This is a genomic window from Pseudomonas sp. PS01298 (assembly GCF_029959745.1).
Taxonomy (GTDB): domain Bacteria; phylum Pseudomonadota; class Gammaproteobacteria; order Pseudomonadales; family Pseudomonadaceae; genus Aquipseudomonas; species Aquipseudomonas aylmerensis.
The window spans coordinates 43338-59465 of sequence record NZ_JASCPP010000030.1 but is presented as its reverse complement, the minus strand read 5'-3'; the positions used below and the strand labels follow the sequence as shown (position 1 = coordinate 59465).

Annotated in this window: 9 protein-coding genes; 3 read left to right on the top strand and 6 right to left on the bottom strand. The window is 63.3% G+C overall.

What is annotated here, in order from left to right:
* Window positions 1-106: 106 nt before the first annotated feature.
* Entirely contained in the window at window positions 107-5008 is a 4902-nt protein-coding gene (locus tag QMX97_RS13350; protein ID WP_282397057.1) for an alpha-2-macroglobulin, read from the bottom strand.
* Between the two features lie 224 nt (window positions 5009-5232).
* Here QMX97_RS13350 and QMX97_RS13345 point away from each other — a divergent pair, with 224 nt between their 5' ends.
* Entirely contained in the window at window positions 5233-6570 is a 1338-nt protein-coding gene (locus tag QMX97_RS13345) for an MATE family efflux transporter (RefSeq protein WP_065900295.1), read from the top strand.
* On the opposite strand, the gene QMX97_RS13340 is transcribed toward QMX97_RS13345, so the two are convergent.
* From QMX97_RS13340 to QMX97_RS13320, 5 genes are all read right to left on the bottom strand, one after another.
* On the bottom strand, window positions 6515-7408 hold the full coding sequence (locus tag QMX97_RS13340; protein WP_282397056.1) for an alpha/beta hydrolase: 894 nt from the start codon (window positions 7406-7408) through the stop codon (window positions 6515-6517). The two genes, QMX97_RS13345 and QMX97_RS13340, sit on opposite strands and share 56 nt — an antisense overlap.
* 154 nt (window positions 7409-7562) lie before the next feature.
* Entirely contained in the window at window positions 7563-9476 is a 1914-nt protein-coding gene (gene speA / locus QMX97_RS13335) for an arginine decarboxylase (protein ID WP_065900291.1), read from the bottom strand.
* Window positions 9477-9687: 211 nt separating this feature from the next.
* Entirely contained in the window at window positions 9688-10059 is a 372-nt protein-coding gene (locus QMX97_RS13330) for a translation initiation factor Sui1 (RefSeq protein ID WP_005784408.1), read from the bottom strand.
* A gap of 274 nt (window positions 10060-10333) precedes the next feature.
* Window positions 10334-10870 (bottom strand): NUDIX hydrolase, encoded by a 537-nt coding sequence (locus QMX97_RS13325; RefSeq protein ID WP_282397055.1) that lies wholly within the window; start codon window positions 10868-10870, stop codon window positions 10334-10336.
* 2 nt (window positions 10871-10872) lie between these two features.
* Complete coding sequence (locus tag QMX97_RS13320) at window positions 10873-11940, bottom strand: DUF2333 family protein (RefSeq protein WP_058423584.1); 1068 nt, start codon at window positions 11938-11940, stop codon at window positions 10873-10875.
* 297 nt (window positions 11941-12237) lie between these two features.
* Between QMX97_RS13320 and QMX97_RS13315 the strand changes: the two genes are divergently transcribed.
* Complete coding sequence (locus tag QMX97_RS13315; protein WP_065900285.1) at window positions 12238-13908, top strand: PleD family two-component system response regulator; 1671 nt, start codon at window positions 12238-12240, stop codon at window positions 13906-13908.
* Between the two features lie 53 nt (window positions 13909-13961).
* Complete coding sequence (locus QMX97_RS13310) at window positions 13962-15923, top strand: methyl-accepting chemotaxis protein (RefSeq protein WP_106805277.1); 1962 nt, start codon at window positions 13962-13964, stop codon at window positions 15921-15923.
* Window positions 15924-16128 lie beyond the last annotated feature (205 nt).

Here is a 16128-nt window from a genome sequence, read left to right as displayed (position 1 = left end):
GGCTTGCTCGCGAAGACGCTGGGTCAGTCCCCAATACGCTGACTGACCCTACGCCTTCGCGAGCAAGCCCGCTCCCACATTGAGTGTGCATTTCAGGTCGAGACCTTCAACGCCCCTTGATCACCAGATCCGCCGGCGTCTCCCCCACCGCCTGCCAGTTCGGCCGGTACATCGACTCCACCTGCGGCGGCGGCACCCGGTAAGTCCCCGGCGTCACTGCCCGTGCCAGGTACAGCAGGTGCGTGGTGCCATACCCGTCGAGGTTCATCGCCGCCACATAGCGGTCATCCCTGAATTCCTGGTGCTTGAGCGATGCATTCTGCATCGACTCACGCCACTCCTTGACCTGGCTGCTGGCGTTTTCCAGGCTCGCCGCGCTTTGCGCCAGGTTCTGGTTTTCCAGCTCCAGGCCCGCGGGCAGCAAGTCCACCACCAACGCGTCCGGCACCCGTTGCTTGGCGCTCACCGCCAGGTGCACCAGCACCAGGTCACCGCTGTTCAGCGTACGCAGGTTCAGCGGCTGACCATTCATGCCGAGGTATTCGCGGCGGATGCTCAGGTTGTCGCCACCGGCTGCCGGTGGCACTTGTGGATAACCCGACAGCGTCAGTTGCTGGTAAACCGGCGTGTCACCCTGATTGCTCAAGGTCAGGTCGCTGGACAGCTGCTTGCCGTCCAGCGCCAGGGTCGACTGCTGGTTATTCAACGCCTGCACACCGCCACTGCCGGTAAGCGATACCTGCCAGTTCGCCTCGGGCTGCGCGAACCCAAGACGCCCGGCCAGGAACAGCGAATTACGCTCCTGGGTCGACAGGTAAGGGCTGGCCGCCAACTGATCCGACAGTGTGAACAGGCGCTCTTCACGCTTGCCCTTGGCCAGGTCATTCTCTTCCAGCAAGGCCAGGATCATCGCCTGGTCGCGCAGCGGGCTGCCGTAATCGGCCAGCCACTCATTGGCACTGCGCTGGGTTGCCAGCCCCGCCTGCAGCGCCTGGTCGGCGCGCGGCTGATCGCCCATCTTCTGCAGGGCGATGGACAGCTGCACCAGCGGCAGCCCCGAACGTGCTTCGCTGCGTCGTTCGAAAATACTCCGCAGCGCGCCCAAGGGTGCCTGCTGACTGCGCGCCAAGACCATGCCGGCATAGGCCTGCACGGCGAAACGCGTGTGGTCGGCGTTGTCGCTGTAATCGACTTCGATCAGGTTACGCTCCTGCACATACCGCAGCAGGCGTTCGCTGGCCTTCTTCAAGGCCTCGGGCGGAACCGCAAAGCCCTGGTCACGGGCGCGCAGCAGGAAGTCGGTGACATACGCGGTCAGCCAATACTCTTCCTCACCATCGGCGCCCCACAGCCCAAAGCTGCCGTTGTAGCGCTGCATGCCCAGCAGGCGCTCGATGCCCAGCTCGATCTTGCGTTTGCGCGCGGCATCCGGCTCGCCTTTCACCCCCAGGCGCTTGAGCAAGGCGTCGTCGGCGTAGAGCGAGGGGTACAAGCCACTCGCGGTTTGCTCCAGGCATCCATAGGGGTAGGCCTTGAGCGCACTGATCTGCGCGCCCAGGTTCAACGGCGGTCGGCTCGACAGACTCAGCAACGCCTCGCGTCCCGACGCATCGAACTGCTCCAGCGTGCCAGCGGGCAGGCTCCACGGCTCGCTTTTGAGCACCGCGCGATAATGCTTGAGCAGTGCCGGATACGCCGGGCGCACGCCCAGGGTCCATTCGCGGCTGAACGGCGGCAGGTTTTCGCCGGGCAGGTCCAGGCCATTCACGGTGACCTTGACCTTGCCCTGGCCCAGGCCACCCCAGGCTTTGACCGGGATGCGCAGCGTGGTGCGCTGGCCCTGCTTGAGCTCGACGGATTGCGCGCCGCTGTTGACCAGCTCCAATTGCCCTTCGGCAGTCAGTTGTACATCCAGCTTCTGCGCTTTGCCCGACAGGTTGGACAGGTCCAGCGCCAGCGTGGTCTGGTCACCTCCGGCGAGAAAGCGCGGAGCCGACAGTTCGGCAATCAGCGGTGCGGCAATCACCGTCTTGCCCTCGGCCATGCCGTAGCGGTCATCGCTCCAGGCCTGGGCCATCAGGCGCAACTCGCCGTTGAAGTCGGGGATATTGACGCTGACTTCGCCCTCGCCTTGCTCATTCAGGGTCACCGGTGCGCTTTGCAGCGCAACGATAGTGACGCTGGTATCCGGACGCTTGCCGCCCTTGGCCAGCGCCGCGTCACCACCGAAGGCCAGGCTGGCCAGGCGGCCCTGTCCGGCTTCGATCAACTGGCCGTAGATGTCGAACTGGTCGACACCATAGGCCTTGCGACCGAACAGGCTGGAGTACGGGTCCGGTGTCGGGTATTCGGTGATATTGAGGATGCCCACGTCCACCGCGGCCACCAGCACGTGCACCTGCTTGGGCACGCTGCCGTCCGCATTCTTCGCGGCAATCTTTACCGTCAGCGGTTGTTTGGGACGCATTTTTTCCGGCGCGCTCAGGGTCACGCCGAGTTTGCGCTGGGTGCGGTCCAGCGGCAGGTGCAGCAGGCCCACCGCGCGTTTAGGGGTGATATTGGCTTTGCGCTCGCCGGGGCGAATCACCAGCGCGCTCACATACAGATCATGGCGTGACCATTTCGGGTCGAGCTTCACTGCGAAGCTTTTGCCTTCGGCCGGCACGTCGATTTCCTGCCACCACAGCGGCCCTTCGGCGGACTCCACCAGCAGGTAGCCTTTGCCGGCAGCCGGCGGCGTGACCGTGACGTTGGCGGTATCGCCGTCGCCATACGCAGGTTTGTCCAACGCCAGCTTGACCTGGTCGGGCCGTACGGCGCCGCCCTCGGTATTGTCCTGGGCCTGGTAACCGGCCCAGAAACGCAGGCTGCTGACCAGGCCGGTCTGCGGGTCTTCGACCTCCACGCGATATGGGCCCCACTCCACCTGGAAGCTGACCTTGGCGGTGTCGCCGGCCTTGATATTCAGGGTCTGTTCGTCGAGGTTGAGGAATTTTTCGTTGTAGTGATAGCTCCAGCCATCGCTGTCGGAGTAGTTCCAGTAGTAGTCACGACGCTCGCGCACCAGGCGCACCTTGAGGTTTTGCGCGGCGAGTTTCTGCCCGTCCTGATTGGCCACCAGCACTTCGAATTCCGCCGGGCCGTCGCCGTTGGTTTCCTTGCCGTCAAACAACCCGCGCAGGCCCGGCAGCTGTTCGGCCGGCCAGATCGGCTGCACCAGGCGCCGAGTGATCGGGCGCCCGCCCGACTCTTGCAGGCTGGCTTGCACGATCAATTGCAGCGGCGACTTGGCGTCGGCCCATTTGCTCTCAAGGGTGAGGTCTTCCTGGCCTTTGGCGTCGAGGACGCTTTCGTCCAACTCGAAATCCTGGCTCAGCTCCTCTTCGGTGACTGAACCGAACTGGTAGCCCGGCAGTGCCTTGACCGCTTCACGCAGCGGGCGCACATAGACCTGGCCGCTGACCCGGTTGCCCGAGGCCGGCGCGCCGTAGAGGTAGCGACCATTGACGTGAATGACCGGGTTATCCGCCGGGCTCAGGGCCGTGTCGCTGCCCTTGAGTTCCAGGGCCAGGCGCTCGGGCAGGAAGTCTTCGACAAGGAACTCATACAACTGCGGCTTGCCGTCACCCAGGTCGAATACCAATTGCCAGCGCCCGGTCGGCGCTTCGCCCGCCAGTTGCAGTTGATATTGATACAGGCCGGACGCATCGGCATCCCACACGAACTTGCGGCTCACCTGCTCATCCGGGCGACGCACTTCGACGCTCACCGGCTGCGGCTTGACCGCGTTGCCATCCTTGTCGCGCAGCAGGGCGTTGAGCAGCACGGTTTCGCCAGGGCGATACAAATCGCGCGGGCCGAACACAAAGAACTGCAACGGGTGGGACGGCTGGCCGCCGATGTCGAACTCGGCCAGATCCAGCGCGGCGCTGTCGAGGCGCAGCAGGCTGGTCTGTTCGCCTTGCTTGGCGAGCAGCACCTGGGCTTTTTTCGGCAGTGGCAACTCGGCGTGACCCCCCTTCTCGGTCTTGCCCTGGCCCAGCACCCGGCCATTGGCATCCAGCACTTCGAGGTCGACGCCGTCCAGGGCCTTGCCGCCTTCGAGCGCCTGGGTGAACACATCCAGGCGGTTGGCATAGCGGTGCACCGACAGGCCGATATCACTCAAGGTGAACAACGTGGCCGGCTGCGAATAGTTGTAGGTGCCCGAGGCGCGCATCACCGCCAGGTAAACGCCCGGCTGCTGCAATGGCTTGAGGCCGGCGATCGGCAACAACAGGGTTTCGCGGGTATTGCGCGCAGGGTTCAGGTCGAAACGCCCGCCGTAGACCAGGTCGGCCATAGGTAGCAGTTCGCGCGATTCATACCCTTGCAGGCTGGAGTTGCGGCCCCACTGCGCGAGAAACGACGGCAGCGATTCAGGCTTGATCCGGAAGAATTCGACGTCGATCTTGTCGACGTTCAGCGCGATCACCGGCAAGCCTTCGGCCAGGCGCGTCGGCAGCAAGGTGCCACGGCTGGCGAAGCCGACGGTGGCTTGCAGATCACGGGTTTCCAGGCGCGCGCTGTATTCGGCGGCAAGTGTGTTGTCGTTGACCGCCTTCACCCCGGCATCGACCGTGAGCACCAGTTTGCGTTGCGGCTCCAGGTGGCGCAGGCGCAGCTCCATCAGGTTATCGGAGAGTTCCCAGGCACCATCGACCTTGCCGGACTTGGCATCGACCAGATGCAGTTTGTCGGCGAATTTCTGTTCGGGATCCAGTGGAATCGAAAAGCTCACCGACAGGGTGCTGGCGCCATCCAGCTGCACCTCGGAGACGTCCACCACACTCAACTCACGCCCGGCATAGCGCTGCTTCAATGCCGCCACATCCACCGCCGCCTTGGCCGGCTTCGGTGCGGTAGTCGTCGCCGCTGCTGGAGCGGCCGGGGCTGCCGGTTTATCGGAAGAGTCGCAAGCGCTCAGCAGGGCCAGCGCACAGGCCAGGAACAGTCCTTTGTTAAGCATGGGGCACTCGTAGTGAGAGGGATCCGAGGGGTGAACTATATATCAGCGCCAGCCAAGCCGATGTGGCGCTGGTCACATTGACCGACGGAGGGCAGTTTGGTTCTTGAACGGCTCAAGCCCAGCCAAATCCCACAACCAACACCAACCCCCTGTAGGAGCCGGCTTGCCGGCGCCGACATTCGTTCTGCGGACAGTTACAATGCCGCTCCCCCGTAGGAGCCTCCATGAATTCCCTGCTCACCGACTGGCGCCACCGCCCCACTCACCGCCGCGTCTGGGCCCTGGCCGCGCCGATGATCCTGTCGAACATTTCGGTGCCGCTGGTGGCACTGGTCGACAGCATGGTGATCGGCCACCTGCCGCACGCCCACCAACTCGGCGCGGTGGCTGTCGGTGCCAGCCTCTACACCTTTCTGGCCTGGGCCATGGGTTTCCTGCGCATGGGTTCCACCGGATTCGCCGCCCAGGCCGCCGGGCGTAATGATGGAGCGGCGCTGCGGCAAATCCTGCTGCAGGGTTTGCTGCTGGCACTGGGGTTGGCGATGCTGCTGGGAACCGTCGGCATCCCCCTGAGCCATCTGGCGCTGGAGTGGATGCAACCGTCGCCCGAACTCAACCAACTGACTCGCGATTTCTTCCACACCCGCCTGTTTGGCCTGCCCGCCGCGCTGGCCAGTTACGCGCTGGTCGGCTGGTTCCTCGGCACGCAAAACGCCCGCGCGCCGCTGGCGATCCTGCTGACCACCAACCTGGTGAATATCGCCTTGAACCTGTGGTTCGTACTTGGCCTGGATTGGGGCGTGGTCGGCTCCGCGCGCGCCTCGGTCATTGCAGAATGGACCGGCGCCCTGCTCGGCCTGGTCCTGACGCAAAAAGCCCTGCGCGCCTACCCAGGGCACATCGCCTGGGCTGCGCTAAAGGTGTGGCAAAGCTGGCGGCCGCTGCTGGCGGTCAACCGCGATATTTTTATCCGCAGCCTGGCGCTGCAATCGGTGTTTTTCATGATCACTGTGCAAGGTGCACGCCTGGGTGACGCCACCGTGGCCGCCAACGCACTGCTGCTCAACGGCCTGCTGCTGACCGCGCATGCCCTCGACGGCCTGGCCCACGCAGTCGAAGCGCTGTGCGGCCACGCCATCGGCGCGCATGATCGCCAGGCCCTGCGCCGTTCATTGGTGGTCGCCTGCGGTTGGTCGCTGATCGCCAGCGTCGGCTTCGCCCTGCTGTTCACGTTCGCCGGGCACCTGTTTATCGCGATGCAGACCGACATCCCCAGCGTGCGCGAAACGGCTGACATCTACCTGCCATACCTGGCGGTGCTGCCATTGATTGCGGTGTGGAGTTACCTGCTGGACGGCCTTTTCATCGGCGCCACGCGTGCGCGCGAAATGCGCAATGGGATGCTGCTGACCGTGCTGATCCTGCTGCCGTTCGCGTGGCTGTTGCAGGGCTACGGCAACCACGGCCTGTGGATAAGTTTCCTGCTGTTCATGGCATTGCGCAGCCTCACTTTGTGGGCGATTGCCTGGCGCCTGAATCGGCAGAATCAGTGGCTTGGATGAAATCCACGACCCGGTCCAGCAACGGTGCCAGCCAGCGCAACGGTTTGGAGATGGCCGCCACCAGCGTCTGGTGGTTGGTCTTGCCGAAGTAGAACTCCTCCACCGGCACACCGGCCGCCCGTAACGCGTTGGCCAGCCCGCCGGTGTTGCGCGTGGGGTTGACCAGTGTGTCGGACGAAGAGGCGATCAACAGGCTCGGCGGCGCGCCGGCACTGACATGGTTGATCGGCTGGGAGTCCGGGGGTGAGCGGGGGAAGAAAAACACCGGCTTCACGTCAGGGTTTTCAATCGGCAAAAAGTCATACGGCCCGGCCAGACCGATCCAGCCCTTGAGCATCGACGGCGACAGGTTCACTTCGTTGAGCCAGCGCGCATCCAGCGCCAGCATCGCGGCGTTGTAGGCGCCGGAACTGTGGCCCATCACATACAGCTTGTGGGGATCGCCGCCGTATTCGGCACTGTGCTGATACGTCCAGGCGACCGCTTGGGCACCGTCCTGAAGAAACAGTGGGTAACGCACTTGTGGGTAAAGCCGATAATCGGCGATCACCACCACAATGCCGCGCGAGGCCAGGGCTTCGCCGACAAAACCGTAATCATCCTTGGAGCCACTGTTCCAGCTGCCGCCATAGAAAAACACCACCACGGGGGCGTTCGGCGAAGCATTGGCCGGGCGGTAGATATCGAGTTTCTGGCGGGGATCATCGCCGTAGGCGACGGAGGAAGTTTTGCTGAAGGTGCTGGAGGGCGTAAGTGCGTTGAGCACCTTGATGGGCGAGCAGGCTGCGAGGAAGGCAGCGAATGCCAGGGTGAAGGCTTGCAGCCATTTGCTCGACATCTTCCAGACCTCACATAGAAGGTACTACCTGATGAAGATCCAAATGTGGGAGCTGGCTTGCCTGCGATAGCGGAGTGTCAGACCCCACATTGCACATTGACACACCGCCATCGCGGGCAAGCCCGGCTCCTACATTTGAGCCGGGTCACTTCAGTTACGAAGACAGGTACGAAGACCGCGTCAGGCCCAGGCGCAGCGCGTCCAGGAACTGCGTACGCTCATTGGCGCTGATCTTCGCGCTGGCGCACTTGTCACGGTAGTGAGTCATCAACTCCTCCGGCGACAAGTGCACGTAGCGCAGCATGTCTTCGATGGTGTCATGGGTCTCGATACCGGCGCTGTACACCGAACCATCCTCGCGCTGGTAGATGTTCACCGAGTCGGTGTCACCGAACAGGTTGTGCATGTCGCCGAGGATTTCCTGGTAGGCCCCCACCAGGAAGATACCCAGCAGGTAGTCCTCGCCTTCGTTCAAGGCGTGCACCGGCAGGCTGGTCTCGATGCTCTGCTCGTCGACGTACTGCTTGATCTTGCCGTCGGAGTCGCAGGTCAAATCCTGCAGGACCGCGCGGCGCAGCGGCTCTTCGTCGAGACGGTGCAGCGGCAGGATCGGCAGTACCTGGCCGATGGCCCAAGTGTCCGGCAGGCTCTGGAACACCGAGAAGTTGCAGATGTACTTGTCGGCCAGCTTGTCGTTGAGTTCGTCCAGCACCTGGCGGTGCGAGCGCTGGCGGGCTTTCAACGAGTTGTGCAGGCGGCGGCAGACGGCGAAGTAGCACTGCTCGGCCAGGGCTTTTTCCGCCAGGGTCAGCTTGCCATCGGCGTACTGGGTGGCCACGTCGCTCATGTAGTGGGTGGCACGCCAGTAGGTCTCGGTGACCATCTCGATGTCGGTCGGGCCCAGCAGGTCCACCAGCCACTGCACGGTTTCCGGCAGGCTTTCCTTGTTTTCGATCTCCGGCACGTCGTCGTTGTGCTTCTCGACGTCAGTGACCTGCACCACCAGCATGGCGTGGTGGGCGGTCAGGGAGCGGCCGCTTTCGGAGAAGATGTGCGGGTGCGGCAGGCTCTGCGCATCGCAGAATTCCTTGAGCATGCCCACGACCACGCCGGCGTAGTCGTCCATGTCGTAGTTGATCGAGCTGGCGTTACGCGAGTGGGTACCGTCGTAGTCCACGCCCAGGCCGCCGCCGACGTCGATGTGGTCCACCGGCAGGCCGAGGTTGCGCAGCTCGCCGTAGTAACGAATGGCTTCCTTGAACCCGTGCTGGTAATCGGCCAGGTTGGCGATCTGCGAACCCATGTGGAAGTGCAGCAGGCGGATGCCCTGGTCCAGGCCGGCAGCGCGGAAGCGCTCGACCACGGACAGCAGCTGCGCCGCCGACAGGCCGAATTTGGATTTCTCGCCACCGGTGTCCGCCCACTTGCTCGACGCCAGGGACGACAAGCGCACGCGCAGGCCGACCTGCGGCTTGACCTTGAGGCTGGCAGCCTCTTCGATCACCAGCTCAACTTCGGATTCTTTCTCGATCACGATAAACACGTTGTGGCCGAGCTTCTGGCCCATCAGCGCCAGGCGGATGAACTCACGGTCCTTGTAACCGTTGCAGACGATGGTGCCGCCCTTCGGCGCCAGGGCCAGCACGGCCAGCAGCTCGGGCTTGGAGCCGGCTTCGAGGCCAATGGACACGTTCTGGGTTGCGATGATGTTCTCGATCACCGCCTCCTGCTGGTTCACCTTGATCGGGTACAACGCGGTGTATTGGCTCTGGTATTCCAGGCGCTCGATGTTGGCATCGAAGGCACCGGTCAGCTGGCGCACGCGGTCTTGCAGGATGTCGGGGAAACGCACCAGCAACGGCAAGGACAGGCCGCTTTTGCGCAGCTCGTCTACTTGCTCGTACAGGTCGACGGGCGTGCTGTTCGGGCCGTTCGGACGAACTTCGACGCGACCGGCATCATTGATCGCGAAATACCCGGCCCCCCAATGGCGGATCCCGTAAACACTGCGGCTGTCCGCAACTGTCCATTGGCTGCCATCGTCTTTGCGTGTGCGTCGTACGGACATCGAAGTCCCCTATAAATGAAGTCGAAGGCGCCGCCTCTCTCTGAGGCTGGCGCAGTCTAAAGAATGAAAATGACGATTTGCCTGTAAGGAAGGTAGACCCCACTCGCAGGACAGAGTTTAGACACCGGTCAGGAACAGGCTCTGTGAAACCCATGGAGACGACAGTTCGCGTTCAGCGAACCGGCGGTCGGGGTGGGTTTCACAGAGGCTGCTAGCCGCCGGATTTCTTCGCCTTGTAACCCAGCTTGATCAGCTCGGCCAACAGCAACTCGACGTGGTCGCCCTGGATCTCGATGACGCCGTCTTTGAGCGCGCCACCGGTGCCACAGCGCTTTTTCAGCGTCGTGGCCAGCTCCTTCAGGGCATCTTCGGCCAGGGGCACGCCGGTGATGGTCGTCACCGTCTTGCCGCCACGGCCCTTGCTCTCGCGTCGCACGCGGGCAATGCCATCGCCTTCAGGGATCAGGGTCTGTTTGCAGGTACACGAATCCACGGGCTGACGACAGTCCGGGCAGTGTCGACCTGCGTCGGTGGAAAATACCAGGCCACCAAGGGCGGCGAAGGATGCGGCTTTTTTGGCCACCGGCAATCCTCTTGGGAGGACAAAGACTGATCGATCAGACTGACCGACCGCGAAGCCCCACTCAGGCAGGGGCAGCGCTACCGTACCGCCCTGTTTCAACCCCACCTGTAGCAACCGGCTTGCCAGCGATGGCGTCCTAAAGATAGCCATCGCCGGCAAGCCGGCGCCTACAGTGATACCCGGGTGAAACAATCGTAGTACGGGTGAAAAGTCGCGCAGTGTAACGGCAAAAACGCGACTTGCTAAGGGCCAAATGGCGCCAATTTATGCAACTTTAGCGACGCGAGGCCAGATAGCGGCGCAAGCCCTCCTGGGCGTCCGGACAGTAGGGCTTTTGCTCGGCCTCCTGCAGGACCGTTTGAATCGGTAAAAAGCGTGCTTCCATGACTTCTTCGGGCTGCAGGCTGAGCGGCCCGTCCCACGTCGCCGAGTAGGATTTGCACCAGAGCCGGCTGTCGCCATCTTCGAAATAGAAGTGGTCATGTTCGACCAACTCTACCCCGCCGACGCCCAGCTCTTCTTCCAACTCACGGGCGGCCGACACCGCATACGACTCGCCTGCCGCGACCATGCCGCCGGCTGCCGTGTCCCAGAAGCCGGGATACAGGGCTTTGCTCAGGGTGCGCCGATGCACGCACAGCTCGCCCTTGGAATTGAACAGGAAGATAAATGTGCACCGGCCAATCAGGCCGCGCTGGCGCAGGTCGGACCGCACCAGGTGGCCGAGCAGGTTGTCCTGCTCGTCGACCCAGCAGATCAGTTCGGCATCGGAGGCCGCACGGTGCGCGGCCTCGTTTTGAGCAGCGTCCATCATCAACCCTGGTTGAGCAGTTGACGCAAGTCGATCACCGCCGCGTTGGCCCGGGAAATGTAGTTGGCCATGACCAGCGAGTGGTTGGCCAGCACGCCGAAGCCGCTGCCGTTGAGGATCATCGGGCTCCAGACAGGCTCTTGCGAGGCCTCCAGTTCACGAATGATCTGGCGCACGCTGACGGTGGCGTTTTTCTTGGCCAGTACGTCGGCAAAATCGACTTCGATAGCACGCAACAGGTGGGACAGGGCCCACGCCTGGCCACGCGCCTCGTAGAACACGTTGTCGATCTGCATCCACGGGGTTTCGACCACTTCTTCGTCGACCTGTGGCACTTCACCCGGCGCCAGCGCTTCGGTTTTCAGTGCAGTGTTCAACTTGACCCGGCCGACGCTGGCCGACAGGCGTTGCGACAGCGAGCCCAGGCGGGTAGCGACATCGCCCAGCCAGTTGTTCAGGTTGTCGGCTCGCGCATAGAACAGCGCGCCTTTCTGGTTAGGGTCCGACAGGCGCGCCTCGTAGCGGCTCAGGGAATTGATGCCTTCCTGGTATTCCGACTCACTGGATGGCAGCACCCAGCTCTTGTTGTCGAAGTTGAAGCGCGGCTCGGCCTTGGCCAAGTCAGCGTCTTCCGCCGATTGCGACTGGGAACGGGCGAAGTCTTTACGCAGGGCTCGGGTCAGGTCGCGTACCTGCACCAGCACGCCGTATTCCCAGCTGGGCATGTTGTCCATCCACAGGCCCGGCGGGAAGCGGTCGTTGGAAATGTAGCCACCCGGCTTGTTCAGCAGGGTGCCGACCACGGTCTTGAGGGTTTCGACGGTGGTGAAGCCCACCACCATCTGCTTGCCGTCTTTTTCAGCGGCAATCTGCGCATTTTGCTGGACCGGAAACAGCGCCGGCTCTTCGCTCCAGTACCAACCCAGGGCACCGGTGACCAACAGGTACAGGCCGAGCACGCTCAGCACGGCGCGGCTCATCAGCACCGTGCGAAAATAGCTGCGGTTGGCCGACTTGGGCTCAGGGGCGGGGCCTTTGGCACTGCCTGCACGGTTTTTCCAGTCCAGCATGGCGATATCCTTTCAATCACTTGAGTTCATGCACTTCAATGGTCCGGGTGCGTTCAAACACTCCGACCACAACCCTACCCCATCGTGCCCGCCGGTGCGGCGCTTTTAATCAAACGGGGGACGAGGAAGGTTCGACTATAAAGGATGCAGGTTTTTTACGCTGCGCGACCATCGGGTCAATAACTGAATACCCGGGACACGCAGTTAATTGACATATGACACTCATCCCATGGAAAAGAGGTGCTAGCATAGAGCCATCAGTCGACCTCAGCATGCACCCTAACTAGTAGTCAGGATATGACCGAGCCAGAAGACCCCAGCCGTGAGCGTCTCAAGCAGCATTTTGCCCAGCGGGTAATTCATCAGGCACGTCAAATTCTTGAGATCTGGCAGCGCCTGCAACGCAGCGAATGGTCGGGCGCCGACCTGTCCGAACTCAGCGAAGCCAACCTGCGCCTGCTGCGCTTTGCCGAGCGTTTCGAACAGCCGGAACACAGCCAGCTCGCCGTGCACATCGGCGAATCCCTCAAGGCGGTGGACGAAAACCGTGGCCGCCTGAGCAGCCACCTGATCACCGAACTCAACCGCCTGATGCAGCGCCTGTCACGCACCGGACTGCGCCAGGGCGACCAGCTCGAGCAAACGTTCCTGCCGCCGATGCGCAAGCCGATCTACGTGATGCTCGCCGATCACGACCGCGCCGAACGCCTGGCCAAGCAGCTGGAATTCTTCGGCATGAGCGCGCAGTCGCTGGACAGCGTGGCAGCCTTTCGCGCCGCCATGGCCGAGCGCCTGCCCTCGGCGATCGTGATGGACGTGGACTTCTGCGGCGCCGGCCTGGGCCTCAAGCTCGCCGCCGAAGCCCAGGAAGGCCTGGAGCAAAAGCTGCCGCTGCTGTTTTTCAGCCTGCATGAAACCGACACCCCGACCCGCCTGGCCGCCGTGCGCGCCGGGGGCCAGGAGTTCCTCACTGGAACACTGGAGGCGTCCAGCCTGCTGGAAAAAATCGAAGTGCTCACCTGCGTCGCCCAGTACGAACCGTATAAAGTGCTGATCATCGATGACTCGCGGGCCCAGGCACTGCACACCGAGCGGCTGCTCAACAGTGCCGGCATCGTCACGCGCACCCTGATCGAGCCGATCCAGGCCATGGCCGAGCTGGCGGACTTCCAGCCCGACCTGATCATCCTCGACATGTACATGCCCGCCTGCACCGGCACCGAACTGGCCAAGGTGATTCGCCATAACGACCGCTACGTCAGCGTGCCGATCATCTACCTGTCAGCCGAAGACGACCTCGACAAACAACTGGACGCCATGAGCGAAGGCGGCGACGACTTCCTCACCAAGCCGATCAAACCGCGCCACCTGATCACCACCGTGCGCAACCGCGCCGCCCGTGCGCGCAACCTCAAGGCGCGGATGGTGCGCGACAGCCTGACCGGCCTGTACAACCACACTCACATCCTGCAATTGCTCGAAGACTGCAGCTTCCGTGCGCGCCGCGAGAACAAGCCGCTGAGCTTTGCCATGCTGGACATCGACCACTTCAAGCGGGTCAATGACAGCCACGGGCATCCCATGGGCGACCGCGTGATCAAGAGCCTGGCGCTGTTTCTCAAACAGCGCCTGCGCAAGACCGACTATATCGGGCGCTATGGCGGTGAAGAGTTCGCCATCGTGATGCCCGACACCGACCTGGAGTCGGCCTGCAGGGTGCTGGATGAAATTCGCGGGCGCTTTGCCGAAATCCACTACCCGGCCCAGCCGCAGGATTTGTGGTGCACCTTCAGTGCCGGGCTGGTGGAGCTGTGCGACGGTTCCGACAGCCTGATGATGGCCGCCCAGGCCGACGAGGCGCTGTACCGCGCCAAGGACGCCGGGCGCAACCGCGTACAAGCGGCGCGAACGTCAAAGCAAAGTGCCATCTTTTCACCGGAATCGACTGATTCCGTCATAACTCTGTAACGCAAACGCAATAACTTCAGGCACTTACCTTTTGCTGTCGGTTGAAACCCCGCATGCGCCTGAAGCTGCTGACCAATCTCAATACCCTCCTCTTGGTGGCTGTGTGCCTGGCCCTCGGGGCCACGCTCTGGTGGTCGCAACGCGCGCTGGAGCGTCCCTATCTGTTGATGGAGCGCTACCTGGGCCTGTCGCAGACCTTTCAGAATCAGGCCGCGCGCAATATCGATGACTACCTGGCCAGCGGCGATGCCCTGCGCCTGAGCAGCGCCAGCCAGAGCCTGGAAAACCTCCTGCAGCACCTGGATGAACTGCCCGCCGACCTCGCGCAGAACCTGCGCCCCAGCCTGGTAGACCTGGATACCTTCAGCAAGACTGACCTGCTGGCTGCCGGCAAGCTGGCCGGCGACCCGCAAGCGCTGTTACTGCAAGCCGAACGCGAACTGGGCGCGAACCTGGAGCAACTGGGTCAATACGCCCTGAGCGTCAATTCGCCGCAAGCCGCGCGTTACCTGCCGCCGTTGCTGGCCGCGTCCCAGCACTTGGGCAAACTGTCCCTGGCCCGCGACAAGCTGGTGAGCAGCGGGCGCGCGGAACTGGCCGATGATGTGGAGCGTGAAGTCGGTAATATCCGCAGCCAGGCCGACCTGCTGGAGCCGTTGCCATTGCTCGGCGTCAAGGCCAGCGCCGATTCCAGCGCCGATGATTTTTCTGCCTTGATGGGCCTGGAGAACACCGAGAAGACCGAGACCCAGGACACCGGCGTCGACCTCAAGCGCGAACTCAACAGCCTGCTCACCCGCTACCCCGGCGAACTCAAGCGCACCCGCGAACAGATCCAGCAACGCACCGACCTGGCCGCAAGCACCCACCTGAAAATCGCCGCCGTACAGCAGGCCATTGCCGGCCTGGAGCCGGTGGTGCGCGCGCAACATGCCCAGATCCAGGGCGAAGTGCGCCTGATGCAAGGCGTGATGATCGGCCTGATCCTGCTGATTGCCCTGCTGATCGATACCCTGCAACGGCGCCTGGCACGGGTGCTGACCAACCTGGCGCCGGCCCTGTCGACCTGGGCCGAAGGTGACTTCAGCCAGCCGATTGCCTTGGGCAAGACCAACCGCGAGCTGCACGATATCGAAGCCTCCCTCAACCGCTTGCGCGCCTATCTGGTCGACCTGGTGGGCACCATTCGCGGGAATGCCGAAGAGGTCGCCGGCAGCAGCCGTGCCCTCGCCGAGTTGAGCAGCGGCCTGCACGACGGCGCTGAACGCCAGGCCGGGGACACCGCGCAGATCCGCGATTCGCTCGGCGAGCTGGAGGCAACCATCCAGCAAGTCGCCGGGGATGCCAGCCAGGCGGCCGGGGCCAGCCGCAGTGCGGGCCAGGCGGTGGAGCAAGGCCAGCGCGTGATCGGCCTGAGCCTGACCGGGCTGCATGCGCTGGTGGGTGAAGTGCAGCAGAACGCGCAGATGATCGAAAAACTCGCCGAAGAATCCGCCACCATCGGCGGCGTACTCACGGTGATCCGCTCGATTGCCGACCAGACCAACCTGCTGGCGCTCAACGCCGCCATCGAGGCCGCCCGTGCCGGCGAGGCCGGGCGCGGGTTTGCGGTGGTCGCCGACGAAGTGCGCTCCCTGGCCCAGCGCACCGCCGGCGCCACCGCTGAAATCCAGGGCCTGATCGCCGGCCTGCAAAGCGCCGCCCACCAATCGGTGCAAGGCATGCGCGCCCAGGTCGAACACGCCGAAGCCACCGCCCAGCAGGCCCAGGCGGCAGATGGTGCGCTGGATGAAATCGTCGGCGCAATCCAGACCATTGCCGACACCGCCGTGCGCATCGCCGATGTGACCGCGCAGCAGAGTGGCGCCGTCAGTGAGATTCGCGACAACAGCGAGCGGATCCACCAGTTGGGCGAGGACAATCTGCTGCGCATCGGCCAGGGCCGCAGCCAGGGCGAACACCTGCTGGTGCTGGGCGGGCAGCTCAACACGGCGGTCCAGGCGTTTCGCGTCTGACCGGACTCAACGTGGGTTGCGACCCAATGTGGGAGCTGGCTTGCCTGCGATGGCGGTGAACCAGGCGACATCTCCCTGTGCTGACACACCGCTATTGCAGGCAAGCCAGCTCCCACACTGACCGAACTCGCCCTCACAGTCACAAATTTCGCGCTATCCTCGGTAATCGTGCTGGCTACTGCATAGAACTGGACAGTCACAAAGG